The sequence below is a fragment of the Pseudomonas sp. FP198 genome (assembly GCF_030687895.1).
GTDB lineage: Bacteria > Pseudomonadota > Gammaproteobacteria > Pseudomonadales > Pseudomonadaceae > Aquipseudomonas.
In genome coordinates this window covers 4473876-4486374 of record NZ_CP117452.1, presented here as the reverse complement: position 1 = coordinate 4486374, position 12499 = coordinate 4473876, and the positions used below count along the sequence as shown (strand labels likewise).

The 12499-nt window shown below is 61.6% G+C and carries 13 protein-coding genes; 3 read left to right on the top strand and 10 right to left on the bottom strand.

Going from position 1 to position 12499, the window contains the following annotated elements; translation table 11 throughout:
• Positions 1–10 precede the first annotated feature (10 nt).
• A complete protein-coding gene (rnt, locus tag PSH78_RS20455; RefSeq protein ID WP_003204947.1) occupies positions 11–688 on the bottom strand; it encodes a ribonuclease T in 678 nt (225 codons plus the stop codon).
• Positions 685–1731 (bottom strand): dihydroorotase, encoded by a 1047-nt coding sequence (pyrC, locus tag PSH78_RS20450; RefSeq protein ID WP_305496357.1) that lies wholly within the window; start codon positions 1729–1731, stop codon positions 685–687. Before pyrC ends, rnt begins: the two co-directional genes overlap by 4 nt.
• Positions 1732–1923: 192 nt before the next feature.
• Here pyrC and PSH78_RS20445 point away from each other — a divergent pair, with 192 nt between their 5' ends.
• From PSH78_RS20445 to PSH78_RS20435, 3 genes are all read left to right on the top strand, one after another.
• Positions 1924–2931, top strand: a complete 1008-nt coding sequence (locus PSH78_RS20445) for an OmpA family protein (RefSeq protein ID WP_305496356.1) — start codon at positions 1924–1926, stop codon at positions 2929–2931.
• 128 nt (positions 2932–3059) lie between these two features.
• Positions 3060–4277 (top strand): argininosuccinate synthase, encoded by a 1218-nt coding sequence (locus PSH78_RS20440; RefSeq protein ID WP_003204943.1) that lies wholly within the window; start codon positions 3060–3062, stop codon positions 4275–4277.
• A 517-nt stretch (positions 4278–4794) separates the two neighbouring features.
• Complete coding sequence (locus PSH78_RS20435; protein WP_305496355.1) at positions 4795–5421, top strand: response regulator transcription factor; 627 nt, start codon at positions 4795–4797, stop codon at positions 5419–5421.
• Positions 5422–5475: 54 nt separating this feature from the next.
• On the opposite strand, the gene PSH78_RS20430 is transcribed toward PSH78_RS20435, so the two are convergent.
• The 8 genes from PSH78_RS20430 to metG all read right to left on the bottom strand — a co-directional run bounded on the left by PSH78_RS20430 (position 5476) and on the right by metG (position 12250).
• Complete coding sequence (locus PSH78_RS20430; RefSeq protein WP_135846865.1) at positions 5476–5658, bottom strand: PA3496 family putative envelope integrity protein; 183 nt, start codon at positions 5656–5658, stop codon at positions 5476–5478.
• A 107-nt stretch (positions 5659–5765) separates the two neighbouring features.
• Positions 5766–6404 carry an endonuclease III gene (gene nth, locus PSH78_RS20425; protein WP_305496354.1) on the bottom strand — a complete coding sequence of 213 codons (639 nt, stop codon included), beginning with the start codon at positions 6402–6404 and terminating at the stop codon, positions 5766–5768.
• Positions 6401–6928 (bottom strand): Rnf-Nqr domain containing protein, encoded by a 528-nt coding sequence (locus tag PSH78_RS20420; RefSeq protein ID WP_305496353.1) that lies wholly within the window; start codon positions 6926–6928, stop codon positions 6401–6403. Before PSH78_RS20420 ends, nth begins: the two co-directional genes overlap by 4 nt.
• Positions 6921–7532 carry an RnfABCDGE type electron transport complex subunit G gene (locus tag PSH78_RS20415; protein ID WP_305496352.1) on the bottom strand — a complete coding sequence of 204 codons (612 nt, stop codon included), beginning with the start codon at positions 7530–7532 and terminating at the stop codon, positions 6921–6923. Before PSH78_RS20415 ends, PSH78_RS20420 begins: the two co-directional genes overlap by 8 nt.
• Complete coding sequence (locus PSH78_RS20410) at positions 7529–8515, bottom strand: RnfABCDGE type electron transport complex subunit D (protein ID WP_305496351.1); 987 nt, start codon at positions 8513–8515, stop codon at positions 7529–7531. The genes PSH78_RS20415 and PSH78_RS20410 overlap by 4 nt, the downstream gene beginning before the upstream one ends.
• Positions 8502–9506, bottom strand: a complete 1005-nt coding sequence (gene rsxB, locus PSH78_RS20405) for an electron transport complex subunit RsxB (RefSeq protein ID WP_305496350.1) — start codon at positions 9504–9506, stop codon at positions 8502–8504. The genes PSH78_RS20410 and rsxB overlap by 14 nt, the downstream gene beginning before the upstream one ends.
• A complete protein-coding gene (locus tag PSH78_RS20400) occupies positions 9503–10075 on the bottom strand; it encodes an Rnf-Nqr domain containing protein (protein ID WP_305496349.1) in 573 nt (190 codons plus the stop codon). The genes rsxB and PSH78_RS20400 overlap by 4 nt, the downstream gene beginning before the upstream one ends.
• A gap of 129 nt (positions 10076–10204) precedes the next feature.
• Complete coding sequence (gene metG / locus PSH78_RS20395; protein ID WP_305496348.1) at positions 10205–12250, bottom strand: methionine--tRNA ligase; 2046 nt, start codon at positions 12248–12250, stop codon at positions 10205–10207.
• Positions 12251–12499 lie beyond the last annotated feature (249 nt).

The window sequence follows — 12499 nt, the reverse complement described above, 5'->3', positions numbered from 1 at the left end:
AGTGCCGATATCAGTCGTCGAAATCCTGCCAGCCGCCCATTTCCTTCCAGCGATTGACGATGCCGCAGAACAGCTCGGCAGTCTTCTCGGTGTCATAGCGGGCCGAGTGGGCTTCGCGGCCGTCGAAATCGATGTCGGCGGCCTGGCAGGCCTTGGCCAATACGGTCTGGCCGTACGCCAGGCCGGCCAGGGTCGCCGTGTCGAAGCTGGAAAACGGGTGGAATGGGTTGCGCTTCATGTCCAGTCGCGCAACGGCGGCGTTAAGGAAGCCCAGGTCAAAGCTGCTGTTGTGACCGACCAGGATCGCGCGCTTGCAACCGTTGGCCTTCAGCGCCTTGCGCACGCCACGGAAGATGTCGGTCAGTGCCGTTTCCTCGCTGACCGCCATGCGCAGCGGGTGGTCGAGCTTGATTCCGGTGAATTCCAGCGCGGCCGCTTCGACGTTAGCGCCTTCGAACGGTTCAACGCGGAAGAAATAGGTGTGGTCCGGGAACACAAAGCCTTTTTCGTCCATGCCGATGGTCGTCGCGGCAATCTCCAGCAACGCATCGGTGGCCGAGTTGAAACCGCCGGTTTCTACGTCGACCACGACCGGCAGGTAACCCCGGAAACGGGCTGCCATGGGGTGGCGAGCGCCGCCGGAACCACCGTTGCCGTCCAGTTCGTCGTCGAAATGATCTTCACTCACGCGTTTTCCTCCAGCAGGCGCCAGCGCAGTTTTTCACCGGCGCGCAGCGGGATGACAGTCTGTTCGCCAAACGGCAGGCTGGCGGGGGCAGTCCACTCGTCGCGGACCAGGGTAATGCTATCGGTGTTCACCGGCAGGCCATAGAAGCGCGGACCGTGCAGGCTGGCGAAACCTTCGAGCTTGTCCAGCGCGTTGCGCTGCTCGAACGCTTCGGCGTACATCTCGATGGCGGCATAGGCGGTGTAGCAACCGGCGCAACCGCAGGCGGCTTCCTTGGCATGGCGGGCATGGGGCGCCGAGTCCGTGCCGAGGAAAAACTTCGCGCTGCCGCTGGTGGCGGCGTCGAGCAAGGCTTCCTGGTGGGTGTTGCGCTTGAGGATCGGCAGGCAATAGAAGTGCGGCCGGATCCCGCCCACCAGCATGTGGTTGCGGTTGTAAAGCAGGTGATGCGCGGTAATGGTCGCGCCGACATTGGCCGGGGCCTCGTTGACGAACTGCACGGCATCGCCGGTGGTGATGTGTTCGAACACCACCTTGAGCGTCGGGAAACGCTCCACGACGCGGCGCATGTGCTCGTCGATGAAGATTTTCTCGCGGTCGAACACGTCGACATCGCCCCGGGTGACTTCACCGTGGATCAGCAACGGCATTCCGACTTCGGCCATCGCTTCGAGCGCCGGGAAGATCTTGTCGATGCTGGTGACGCCGGAGTCCGAATTGGTGGTGGCGCCGGCCGGGTACAACTTGGCCGCGTGGACGAAGCCACTGGCCTTGGCCTCGCGAATTTCCTCGGGCTGGGTGCGGTCGGTGAGGTAAAGCACCATCAGCGGTTCGAAGCGGCTGCCGGCCGGGCGTGCGGCCAGGATGCGCTGGCGATAGCCATCGGCCTCGACGGCGTTGCGGACGGGCGGAACCAGGTTAGGCATGATGATTGCGCGCCCGAAGGTGCGCGCGACATCGGCGACGGTATGGGTCAACACAGCACCATCGCGAAGATGAATATGCCAGTCGTCGGGACGCAGCAGGGTCAGGCGGTCGGACATTGAGGGGCTTCCAGGCGGGTCAAACTCTGGGGAATGCTACCGGAAAAGACCGATGCGGGCACCCGCTATCAAGTTTTGCCACAAGTTACCGATAGCTCCTTCAGGTGTGCCATGAATCCGTGCGATGTCTCGTACAGGCGTCATGCCCGATGTTTTTCGATTTCCGTAAGTAAAAAGCCAGTGGAGCCTCCCGTGCGCCAGCGTTATCTAGCCTTGCTCAGTGTGTTTGCCAGCCTTCCTGCGATGGCGCTCACTTTCCAGACTCGTCTGGAGAGCATCGAGTGGACGGTCGAAGGCGACAAGTTCGAGTGCCGGCTGAGCCAGCCGATCGCCGATTTTGGCAGCGGCGAGTTCGTCCGCCGGGCGGGCGAGCAGGCCACGTTCCGACTCAAGGCCTACAACCCGGTGCTGGGTGGCGGTTCCGCGACGCTGCTGGCGGCCGCTGCGCCGTGGCAACCGGGGCGGGGCGACATCAACCTGGGGTCGGTCAGGATCGGCAGCGGAGACGTCTTGTTCAACAGCTCCCAAGTCCAGGCGGGACGCCTGATCAGTGGGTTGATGGAAGGGCGCAGCCCCGTGGTCCGGCGTAATACCGAGGATGGCCGGGTGTCGGAAGTTCGCCTGTTGCCTGTGCGCTTCAACAAGGCCTTCAGCGACTATCAGGGCTGTGTGGCGAAACTGTTGCCGAAGAATTTCGAGCAGATCAAGCAGACCCAGATCGGCTTTCCCGGCGAGGGGGTTGAGCTCGACGCCCAGGCCAAGGCTCAGTTGCAGGTCATGCTCGACTTCATCAAGGCTGACCCGAGCGTCAACCATATCGAACTCGATGGGCATTCCGACAACAGCGGCAACCGCTTGACCAATCGTGAGCTGTCGCGCCGCCGTGCGCTGGCGGTCATGGATTTCTTCAAGGCCAATGGCTTCCAGGAATCGCAGTTCACTGTGCGTTTCCACGGTGAGCGTTATCCGCTCGTGCCTAATAACAACGCCGCCCATCGCGCCAAGAACCGGCGTGTGGTGGTGCAACTGGATCGAGTGGCGGCCACTCAGGCGCCAGCGGCCCAGCCCGCCACGCCAACTCCGCCAGCATCGCCAGCTGTGCCTGCGGCGACGCCCGCTGCGGCACCCGGCAAGGCTCCGGCGCCGGTCGCCCCCACCAAGGCCGTGGCCCCCGCAGCGGCGACTGCTCGGACTTCCTGAGGCCATTCTGATCGTCGCGCCGTCGACATAATCTGTCGCTTCGTCGTCATAAGCTGTCGCGCCTCTGTAAATTATCCGCGCTGGACGTTAGACTTCCCGGCTTTCCGTACAACCCGTGGAGTGATGGCATGGCGGACGTAAACAAGGTCGTTCTGGCGTATTCCGGCGGCCTGGACACTTCGGTGATCCTCAAGTGGCTGCAGGACACTTATAACTGTGAAGTGGTGACGTTCACCGCTGACCTGGGGCAGGGCGAAGAAGTTGAGCCTGCCCGCGCCAAGGCTCAGGCCATGGGCGTCAAGGAAATCTACATCGATGACCTGCGCGAAGAGTTCGTCCGCGACTTCGTGTTCCCGATGTTCCGCGCCAACACTGTTTACGAAGGCGAGTACCTGCTGGGTACCTCCATCGCCCGTCCGCTGATCGCCAAGCGCCTGATTGAAATCGCCAACGAAACCGGCGCCGACGCCATTTCCCACGGTGCTACCGGCAAGGGCAACGACCAGGTACGTTTCGAGCTGGGCGCCTATGCTCTCAAGCCAGGCGTCAAAGTCATCGCCCCGTGGCGCGAGTGGGACCTGCTGTCCCGTGAAAAACTGATGGACTACGCCGAGAAGCATGCGATCCCGATCGAGCGTCACGGCAAGAAAAAATCCCCGTATTCGATGGATGCCAACCTGCTGCACATCTCCTATGAAGGCGGCGTGCTGGAAGACACCTGGACCGAGCACGAAGAAGACATGTGGCGTTGGACCGTCTCCCCGGAGAAGGCTCCCGATACCCCGCAATACCTTGAGCTGACCTATCGCAACGGCGATATCGTTGCCCTCGACGGCGTGGAAATGAGCCCGGCCACCGTCCTCGCGACGCTGAACCGTATCGGCGGCGAACACGGCATCGGTCGCCTGGACATCGTTGAAAACCGCTATGTCGGCATGAAATCCCGTGGCTGCTACGAAACCCCTGGCGGCACCATCATGCTGCGTGCTCACCGGGCGATCGAGTCGATCACCCTGGACCGCGAAGTGGCTCACCTGAAAGATGAGTTGATGCCCAAGTACGCCAGCCTGATCTACACCGGCTACTGGTGGAGCCCGGAGCGTCTGATGCTGCAACAGATGATTGATGCTTCCCAGGCCCACGTGAACGGCGTAGTGCGCCTGAAGCTGTACAAGGGCAACGTGATCGTGACCGGGCGCAAGTCCGACGAGTCGCTGTTCGACGCCAACATCGCGACCTTCGAAGAAGACGGTGGCGCCTACAACCAGGCCGACGCGGCCGGCTTCATCAAGCTCAACGCCCTGCGCATGCGCATCGCGGCGAATAAGGGTCGCAAACTGTTCTGACCCGGCTGCTCAAAAAAGGCCTGCCCTGCGCAGGCCTTTTTTTTTGCGCATTGTCTCGTCCTGAATAATGTTATTGCCGGGGAATATCCTTGATCGCTTTTTCTGGCTTATAACAAAAGTAAAGTTGTTGAATTGAGTAAGCGCAAATAGTCTTCGGAAATAACGTTGTTGAGCTGGCTCGCTCTCCATGGAAGTTTTTCCTGGGCGAGGCAGGCGTTTGTGCGTGAATAAATCAATTAATTTTTATGAGAAAAGTCCCACGTGTAATAACAGTCGGGTGTGTTTTTTGACGAAATCAAGCTGTTCTCGGGGAGGTGTGGCGCGTCAGAATCACTCCATCGCTGCGATGGAAAAAATCATGGCGCGTTATTTCACGGGTTATTTGTAGGATTTTTCTGCATTGCTTGTAAGTTATGTCTTTCGGTGCGAACGGCTTGCTACAGCGGCATCCCACGGGTGAAATGACTACGCTATTGTGCGTGCTCTAAAAATTCGAACAGCTAAGTTGGATTTGCCCATGAATAAAGTGCTGATCGTGGATGATCACCCCGTCATTCGTCTTGCTGTACGTTTGTTAATGGAGCGCCATGGATATGAAGTCATCGCGGAAACAGATAATGGCGTCGATGCGTTACAGCTGGCGCGCGATAAAATGCCCGACATCGTTGTTCTCGATATCGGGATCCCGAAGTTGGACGGACTGGAGGTTATCGCGCGCCTGACCACCAATCCTTCGCCGCTCAAGGTGCTGGTGCTCACCTCTCAGTCGCCAGGGCATTTCTCGATGCGATGCATGCAGATGGGAGCGGCCGGTTATGTGTGCAAGCAACAGGACCTGACCGAGTTGTTGAGTGCAATAAAAGCGGTGCTCTCGGGCTACAGTTATTTTCCCAACCAGGCGTTGCATACCGTGCGTTCGAGCCTGGGCAACGCCAGCGAGTCGGATATGGTCGATCGTTTGTCCGGGCGAGAGATGATGGTCCTGCAGCAGCTGGCCCGTGGAAGGACCAACAAGGAGATTGCCGACGGGATGTTCCTGAGCAACAAGACAGTGAGTACCTACAAGACCCGACTGTTGTTGAAGCTCAATGCCCGCTCGCTGGTCGACCTGATCGAGCTGGCACAGCGTAACGGATTGGTGTGAGTCCACAGCCCCACGTGCTCGGTAAAAGGCCTCCGTCAGGGAGGCTTTTACGAGTCAGAGGTCAAAATCATAGTCGGCCAATTGTTTCTGCAAGCGACGCTCTTCCAGCAGGTTATCGATGGTGCGACGTTTGCTCAGGTTGGTTTTCGCCACTTCCACGACCACAGGTTCCGCATCGTCAGCCTCGACGGCGATGAAATCGTCTTCTACATCCAGTTGTTCTTTGCCAGCGCTCATGGGTTCGACTCCAGGCTAAGACTGCCATTGGCGCTCCTTATAGCGATAAACCTGCGGCGGGTAAAAAAGATTTTTTCAATCGCTCGATCAAAGAAAGCAATAGCGCCTCAATCGTCAGATGTCTTGTGCTTGTATTCGCACAGGTCTTCGATTCGGCAGCTGCCGCAACGGGGCTTTCTCGCCAGGCAGACGTAACGCCCATGGAGGATGAGCCAGTGGTGGGAATCCAGGAGGTATTCCTTGGGGACGAATTTCATCAGTTTCTTTTCCACTTCCACGACATTTTTGCCCGGAGCAATCCCGGTACGGTTGCTGACGCGGAAAATGTGCGTGTCGACTGCCATCGTCAGCTGACGAAACGCGGTGTTGAGCACCACGTTGGCGGTCTTGCGGCCGACGCCTGGAAGCGCTTCCAGCTCTTCGCGGGTCTGCGGGATCTCGCCGCCGTGGCGCTCCATCAGCAGGCGGCAGGTCTCGATGACGTTCTTGGCCTTGCTGTTGAACAGCCCTATGGTCTTGATGTATTCCGACAACCCTTCGACCCCCAAGGCGTGGATCGCTTGCGGCGTATTGGCCACGGGAAACAGCTTGGCCGTGGCCTTGTTGACGCCGACGTCGGTGGATTGGGCCGACAGAATTACCGCGATCAGCAGCTCGAAGGGCGAGGAGTAGGCCAGTTCGGTTTTCGGCTCCGGGTTGTCTTCATGAAAGCGACGGAATATTTCCAGGCGTTTTGCGGCGTTCATGGGCGCGGCGTTTCCTCAAGGGGTGGATGGGGTTTGCTGGCCGTCCAGGCCTGGTGGGCCGCCAGCAGCAGGCCGAGCAGGATGAACCCGCCGGGAGCCAGCAGGGCCAGTGGGACGCCATTGCCAATCAATTCGCGCAGGGCGCTCAGAATGGCCATCAGGAGGCCAGACTGGCCCGCCAGCCTGAGGCGGTCAGCTACCCGGGATTCGTCCTCAGGCGCTTGATCCAGCGCTACGCAGCTCAAGGCGATCCAGCCGAGGTAAAGGCTTGACGATGCATACCACTCCGGCAGCCAGGCCTGCGCGACCAGGCTTGCGCAAGCACTCAAGGCTGCGGCCAGCAGGATAGCGGCAACGAGCCGCTGATAAGTCGTGCAGCGTGGCCCGGCCAGCGTCATGGCCCAGCCATGGCCGAAGCTGATCAAAACCCAGGCCAGCCACACGCCCAGCGCATTCGTCAGCGAGCTGCTTGCGCCCACCAAGGGCACGAGCAGCAGGCCCCGGGTCAGTACCGGCTTATTCATTGGCACTCGCTCCGGTCAGGTGGGCCTGGTGCTCATCGAAATAACGCAGCGCATCGTGGATCGCCTGGAGCACCGCGCGGGATGTCACCGTCGCGCCGGCCAATTGATCGAACTGGCCCTGGTCCTTTTTGAAGGCCCAGCCGTCATCGGTCGGTGCCTTGCGCGACGTTCCGGTGAATGTCTGCAGCCAGGTATTCGGCCAGTCGGCGATTACCGCGCCCAGGCCGGGTGTTTCCGACTGGCGCAGGGTTTTAACGCCAAGCAGGCGGCCGCTGGGATCAATGGCGATCATCAATTCGATGCTGCCCTCATAGCCCAGCACCTGGCTGCGCAACAGCACCGCGCTGGGCTGGCCGTTGCGGGTCGCCAGGTAACCGCCCAGCAACCGGCTGTGGCTCAACTCAACCGGCGTCGTCATGACCGGTTGCGCCAACGGCTGGTTGTCATACCGCTCAAAGGGCAAAACCTCGAGCAAGGTCCGGCCGGCCAAGGCTTGCCGTTGGGCTTCGATGCGTCCGGCCAGACTGATCTGCATGAGGTACGTGGCGCCGATGCCGAGGCCGGCCAGGACGATCAGGATCAGCACGCCGCCGGGTCTTTTCATGTCAGCGCTCGCCTTTGTCGTGCCTCGGCGAGACGGTCCAGCGCAGGCACGCCGAGGTTCATCAGCAGCACGGCAAACGCCACGCCATCCGGATAGCCGCCCCAGGTGCGAATCAGGTAGACCAGCGCGCCCACGCCGGCACCGAACAACAGTCGGGCGAGCGGGGCCTTGGCGCCTGACACCGGTTCGGTGACGATGAAGAATGCGCCCAGCATGGTTGCCCCGGTCACCAGATGAAACAGCGGCGAGCCATGGGAGTCCGAGCCCAAGCCGTTCCAACACAGCAGGCTCAGGGTGAACAGGCTGGCAAGCATGCCCACCGGCGCGTGCCAACTGAACACACGCTGTTGCAGCAGGAACAGGCCTCCGGCGAGGAAGGCCAGGTTGACCCACTCGACCCCGCGCCCACCCCAACGACCGAACGCAGGATTGCTGGCGAACAGTTCGTCGACGGTCAGGCTTGTGTTGATTCGCAGACTGTCCAGCGCCGTGGCGCCGGCCCATCCGTCGGGCGGCTGGGCAATGCCGGCGACTTGTCGCAGGCCTTCGAGAAAGTCCATGTCACGGGGAGCGGGCCATTGGCTCAGGTGCTGGGGAAACGCCACCAGCACCAGGGCATACCCGAGCATCGCCGGATTGAAGGGATTGCTGCCGAGCCCGCCCCATAAGTGCTTGCCGAACAGCAAGGCGCCGGCAGCGGCCGTGACGGTCAGCCACCATGGGCAATACGCCGGCAAGGCCATGGCCAGCAGCGCGGCGCTGACCAGTGCGCTACCGTCGCTCAGGCCGGACCTGAGGGGGCGTCGTCGCAGACGCAACGCCAGCGCCTCGACGGCCAGCGCGGCGAGGGCCGACAACAGCAGGTTCAGCGCCACGCCCCAGCCATAAAACCAGACCATCGCCAGCACGCCGGGCAGCATCGCCAGCAGCACCCGTCGCATCGCTTGCCGCAGCCGCTCGTCCACCGGATCAGGGCGTAGCATGGGCGTCCACCTGCCGTTGGGCGTCTTCCACCGCTTGTTCCAGTGCCTGTAGCTGTTCGGCGGAAGCCGCGGCAGCCCGGGCCTTGCCGAGTTCGGCGCGACGCATCGCCAGCTGGATCTTGGCCCGCTTCAATTCAGCACTCTGCATCGGTGCCGGGGCGGCGGGCGCCGCGCTGCCTTCCAGTCTTGCCAAAGCCTGCTCTGCCGCTTCGAATTGGCGTTGCAGCACGATCAATTGTGATTGTTGTTCGAAGGTCGGTGGATGGCCGAACGCTTTCAAGGATTTATTCAACTGTGCCCGACTCATCGCCAGGTCGACCTTGGCTTTTTTCAGGGCGGCGTCGGCGCAGGCGGCTTTTTGCGCGCGCACTCGTTCCAGCGCAGCCTGCACCGGATCAAGTGGCTGGGCCTGGGCTGGTTGAACGTTGCGCTGGGCTCGGGCCAGGCGCTCGGCCAGGCGCTGCTCTTCGTCTCGGCGCAGGCGCGCATTGCGCAGCTCGAAGCGGCGGCGGGCGTGATTGCGCTTGGCGGTCCGCGCCTGCTGCTCTTCGATGGTGGAGGCCAGGCCACCGACGACCGGCGTTACGGTTGCCATCGGCAGTGGGCGCATCTCGATGCAATCCACCGGACAAGGCGCCACGCAGAGGTCGCAGCCGGTGCACTCATCGATAAGAACGGTGTGCATCAGCTTGGCCGCGCCAACAATCGCGTCCACCGGGCAAGCCTGGATGCACTTGGTGCAGCCGATGCATTCGGCTTCGCGGATATACGCGATCTGCGCCGGGGCCGCGCCACGGCTGGCGTCCAGTTCGAGTACCGGCACGGTCATCAGCTCGGCCAGGGCGGCGATGGTTTCGCGTCCGCCGGGTGGGCATTTGTTGATCGGTTCGCCCTGGGCGATGCCTTCGGCGTAAGGCTTGCAGCCGGGATGGCCGCACTTGCCGCATTGGGTCTGCGGCAGCAGGGCGTCGATACGTTGAATCAGGTTCATGTCTTGACCAACCCGCGCAATCCGAGAAATGCCACCGCCATCAATCCGACGCTGATCAACTGGATTGGCAGGCCCCGAAATGGCAAGGGAACATCGTTATCCTGGACTCGCTGGCGCAGATCATCGAACAGGCTCAAGACCAGCCAGAAACCCAGCCCGGCGCCCAGGCTGAAGGCCATGGCCTGGCCCAGGCCTTGGTCGTTCCGGCTGTTGAGCAGCGTGACGCCCAGTATGCCGGCGTTGCCGAGCAGCAGCGGCCACAAGCCATCGAACGGCTGCGCCGGCAGCCAATGCGTCAGCAGGCGCAGCAACGGGCTGATCAGCAGCACGCTCAGGGGCAGCCATACGAATAACCGTAGCGATGTCAGCTGCGCCGGAACCAGCAGCCAGCGGTCGAGCAGATAACCGAGGGTCCCGACGACCAGCATCAGGCAGGCTGTCGCCAGGCCAAGGGCGTGTACCCGGCTCCGCTCCTTGACTGCCAGCAGCGGATCGACGCCCAGCGGCCAATGCAACACGAGGTTGTTGATCAGGGCAGCGCTGAACAGCGAGAGAAGAATGTCGGTCATGGGCATGGGGCAACAGGGGAGCCGGTTAAAGGATCAGGCATTATCCGGCACGCCGCGAGGGCGGGCCAGATATGAAAATCCCACAGCCGCTCGACAGCGACTGTGGGATCGGTACAGCGCGCAGTCGCGTTATTTGATCCGCTGACCCGGCTTGGCGCCGCTGTCGGGGCTCAGCAGGTAGATTTCTTCGCCGCCAGGACCGGCCGCCATGACCATGCCTTCGGAAATGCCGAAGCGCATTTTGCGCGGCTTGAGGTTGGCGATCATCATCGTCAGCCGGCCTTCGAGCCTGGCTGGATCCGGGTAGGCGCTCTTGATCCCGGAGAACACGTTGCGCTGTTCATCGCCGATGTCCAGGGTCAGGCGCAACAGTTTGTCGGCGCCTTCAACGGCTTCAGCCTTGACGATCAGCGCCACGCGCAAGTCGATGGCGGCGAAGGCATCGAAATCGATTTCCGGCGACAGCGGGTCCTTGGTCAGCTCGCCGTTGCCGGCGGGGGCGCCGGTGTCGGTCTGGCTGGCGGCGAGGTCTTCCTTGGACGCGTCGATCATGGCCTGGACCTTGGCCGGGTCGATGCGGGTCATCAACGGCTTGAACGCGTTCAGTTGATGGTTGCTCAGCAGCGTCTGGTGATCGTTCCAGGTCAGCGGCGCAACGTTCAGGAACGCTTCGGCATCGGCGGCCAGCAATGGCAACACCGGCTTGAGGAAGATCACCAACTGGCGGAACAGGTTGATGCCCAAGGCGCAGATCGCCTGGACTTCGTCCTGCTTGCCTTCCTGCTTGGCCAGCGACCATGGGGCCTTGTCGGCGATCCAGGCGTTGGCGCGGTCGGCCAGGGCCATGATTTCACGCATGGCGCGGGCAAAGTCGCGGCTCTCGTAGGCCTCGGCGATGCTTGGCGCGGCAGCCAGGAAAGCGTCGGTGAGTTCCGGCGCGGCGTTACCCGCCACCAGCACGCCGGCGTTGCCCTTGTGGATGAACCCGGCGCAACGGCTGGCGATGTTGACGACCTTGCCCACCAAGTCGGAGTTGACCTTCTGCACGAAGTCCTCGAGGTTCAGGTCGAGGTCGTCGACGCCACGGCCGAGCTTGGCCGCGTAGTAGTAGCGCAGGTATTCCGGCGACAGGTGATCCAGGTACGTCCGCGCCTTGATGAAGGTGCCGCGGGACTTGGACATCTTCTGGCCGTTGACGGTCAGGTAGCCGTGGACGTTGATGCCGGTCGGCTTGCGGAAACCGGCGCCTTCGAGCATGGCGGGCCAGAACAGCGCGTGGAAATTGACGATGTCCTTGCCGATGAAGTGATACACCTCGGCCGTGGAATCCTTGGCCCAGAACGCGTCGAAATCCAGCTCCGGGGTGCGGTCGCAAAGGTTCTTGAAGCTCGCCATGTAGCCGATGGGCGCGTCCAGCCATACATAGAAGTACTTGCCAGGCTCGCCAGGAATTTCGAAGCCGAAATACGGCGCATCGCGGGAGATGTCCCATTCCTGCAAACCGGAGTCGAGCCATTCGGCGAGCTTGTTGGCCACCGCGTCGTGCAGCGTGCCGCTGCGGGTCCAGGCCTGCAGCATGTCCTGGAAATCCGGCAGCTTGAAGAAGAAGTGCTGGGAATCCCTGAGTACCGGCGTCGCGCCGGAAATCGCCGATTTCGGGTCTTTCAGGTCGGTCGGTGCGTAGGTAGCGCCGCATTTTTCGCAGTTGTCGCCGTACTGGTCTTCGGTGCCGCATTTCGGGCAGGTGCCCTTGATGAAGCGGTCGGCCAGGAACATTTTCTTTTCCGGGTCGAAATATTGGGTGACCGAACGGGTGGCGATATGCCCGGCGTCACGCAGCTTCAGGTAGATCTGGCTCGACAGCTCACGGTTTTCTTCGGCGTGAGTGGAGTGGAAGTTGTCGAAGTCCACCAGGAACTCGGCAAAGTCGGCGCTGTGTTCAGCCTGGACATTGGCGATCAGTTGTTCCGGGGTGATGCCTTCCTTTTCCGCGCGCAACATGATGGCCGAACCGTGGGCGTCGTCGGCGCAGACGTAGATGCACTGGTTGCCGCGATGTTTCTGAAAGCGCGTCCACATATCGGTCTGGATGTATTCCAGCATATGGCCAAGGTGAATCGAACCATTGGCATAGGGCAGGGCGCTGGTGACGAGAATCTTGCGTGGCTCGGACATGGGGCTCGGCTACTTGATGAAACGGAGGTCGGCCACTATAAAGCGCCGGCGGCTTTTTTTCACCTTTCGAGGCTGTTTCCGAGTGCTCCACCATGTAACGGCCAGACACAACTGTGGCGAGGGGATTTATCCCCGCTGGGGTGCGAAGCGCCCACAAAACCTGGCGCCTCGGTGAATCGGACTGGTCAGGTTCGGATGTTTTGGGACTACTTCGCAGTCCAGCGGGGATAAATCCCCTCACCACAAAGC

Coding starts and splice junctions, on each gene's coding strand:
- PSH78_RS20420 (WP_305496353.1), bottom strand. CDS start 6,928: ATGAATAAGCCGGTACTGACCCGGGGCCTGCTGCTCGTGCCCTTGGTG.
- PSH78_RS20415 (WP_305496352.1), bottom strand. CDS start 7,532: ATGAAAAGACCCGGCGGCGTGCTGATCCTGATCGTCCTGGCCGGCCTC.
- rsxB (WP_305496350.1), bottom strand. CDS start 9,506: ATGAACCTGATTCAACGTATCGACGCCCTGCTGCCGCAGACCCAATGC.
- PSH78_RS20400 (WP_305496349.1), bottom strand. CDS start 10,075: ATGACCGACATTCTTCTCTCGCTGTTCAGCGCTGCCCTGATCAACAAC.
- pyrC (WP_305496357.1), bottom strand. CDS start 1,731: ATGTCCGACCGCCTGACCCTGCTGCGTCCCGACGACTGGCATATTCAT.
- PSH78_RS20435 (WP_305496355.1), top strand. CDS start 4,795: ATGAATAAAGTGCTGATCGTGGATGATCACCCCGTCATTCGTCTTGCT.
- nth (WP_305496354.1), bottom strand. CDS start 6,404: ATGAACGCCGCAAAACGCCTGGAAATATTCCGTCGCTTTCATGAAGAC.
- PSH78_RS20410 (WP_305496351.1), bottom strand. CDS start 8,515: ATGCTACGCCCTGATCCGGTGGACGAGCGGCTGCGGCAAGCGATGCGA.
- metG (WP_305496348.1), bottom strand. CDS start 12,250: ATGTCCGAGCCACGCAAGATTCTCGTCACCAGCGCCCTGCCCTATGCC.
- PSH78_RS20440 (WP_003204943.1), top strand. CDS start 3,060: ATGGCGGACGTAAACAAGGTCGTTCTGGCGTATTCCGGCGGCCTGGAC.
- PSH78_RS20430 (WP_135846865.1), bottom strand. CDS start 5,658: ATGAGCGCTGGCAAAGAACAACTGGATGTAGAAGACGATTTCATCGCC.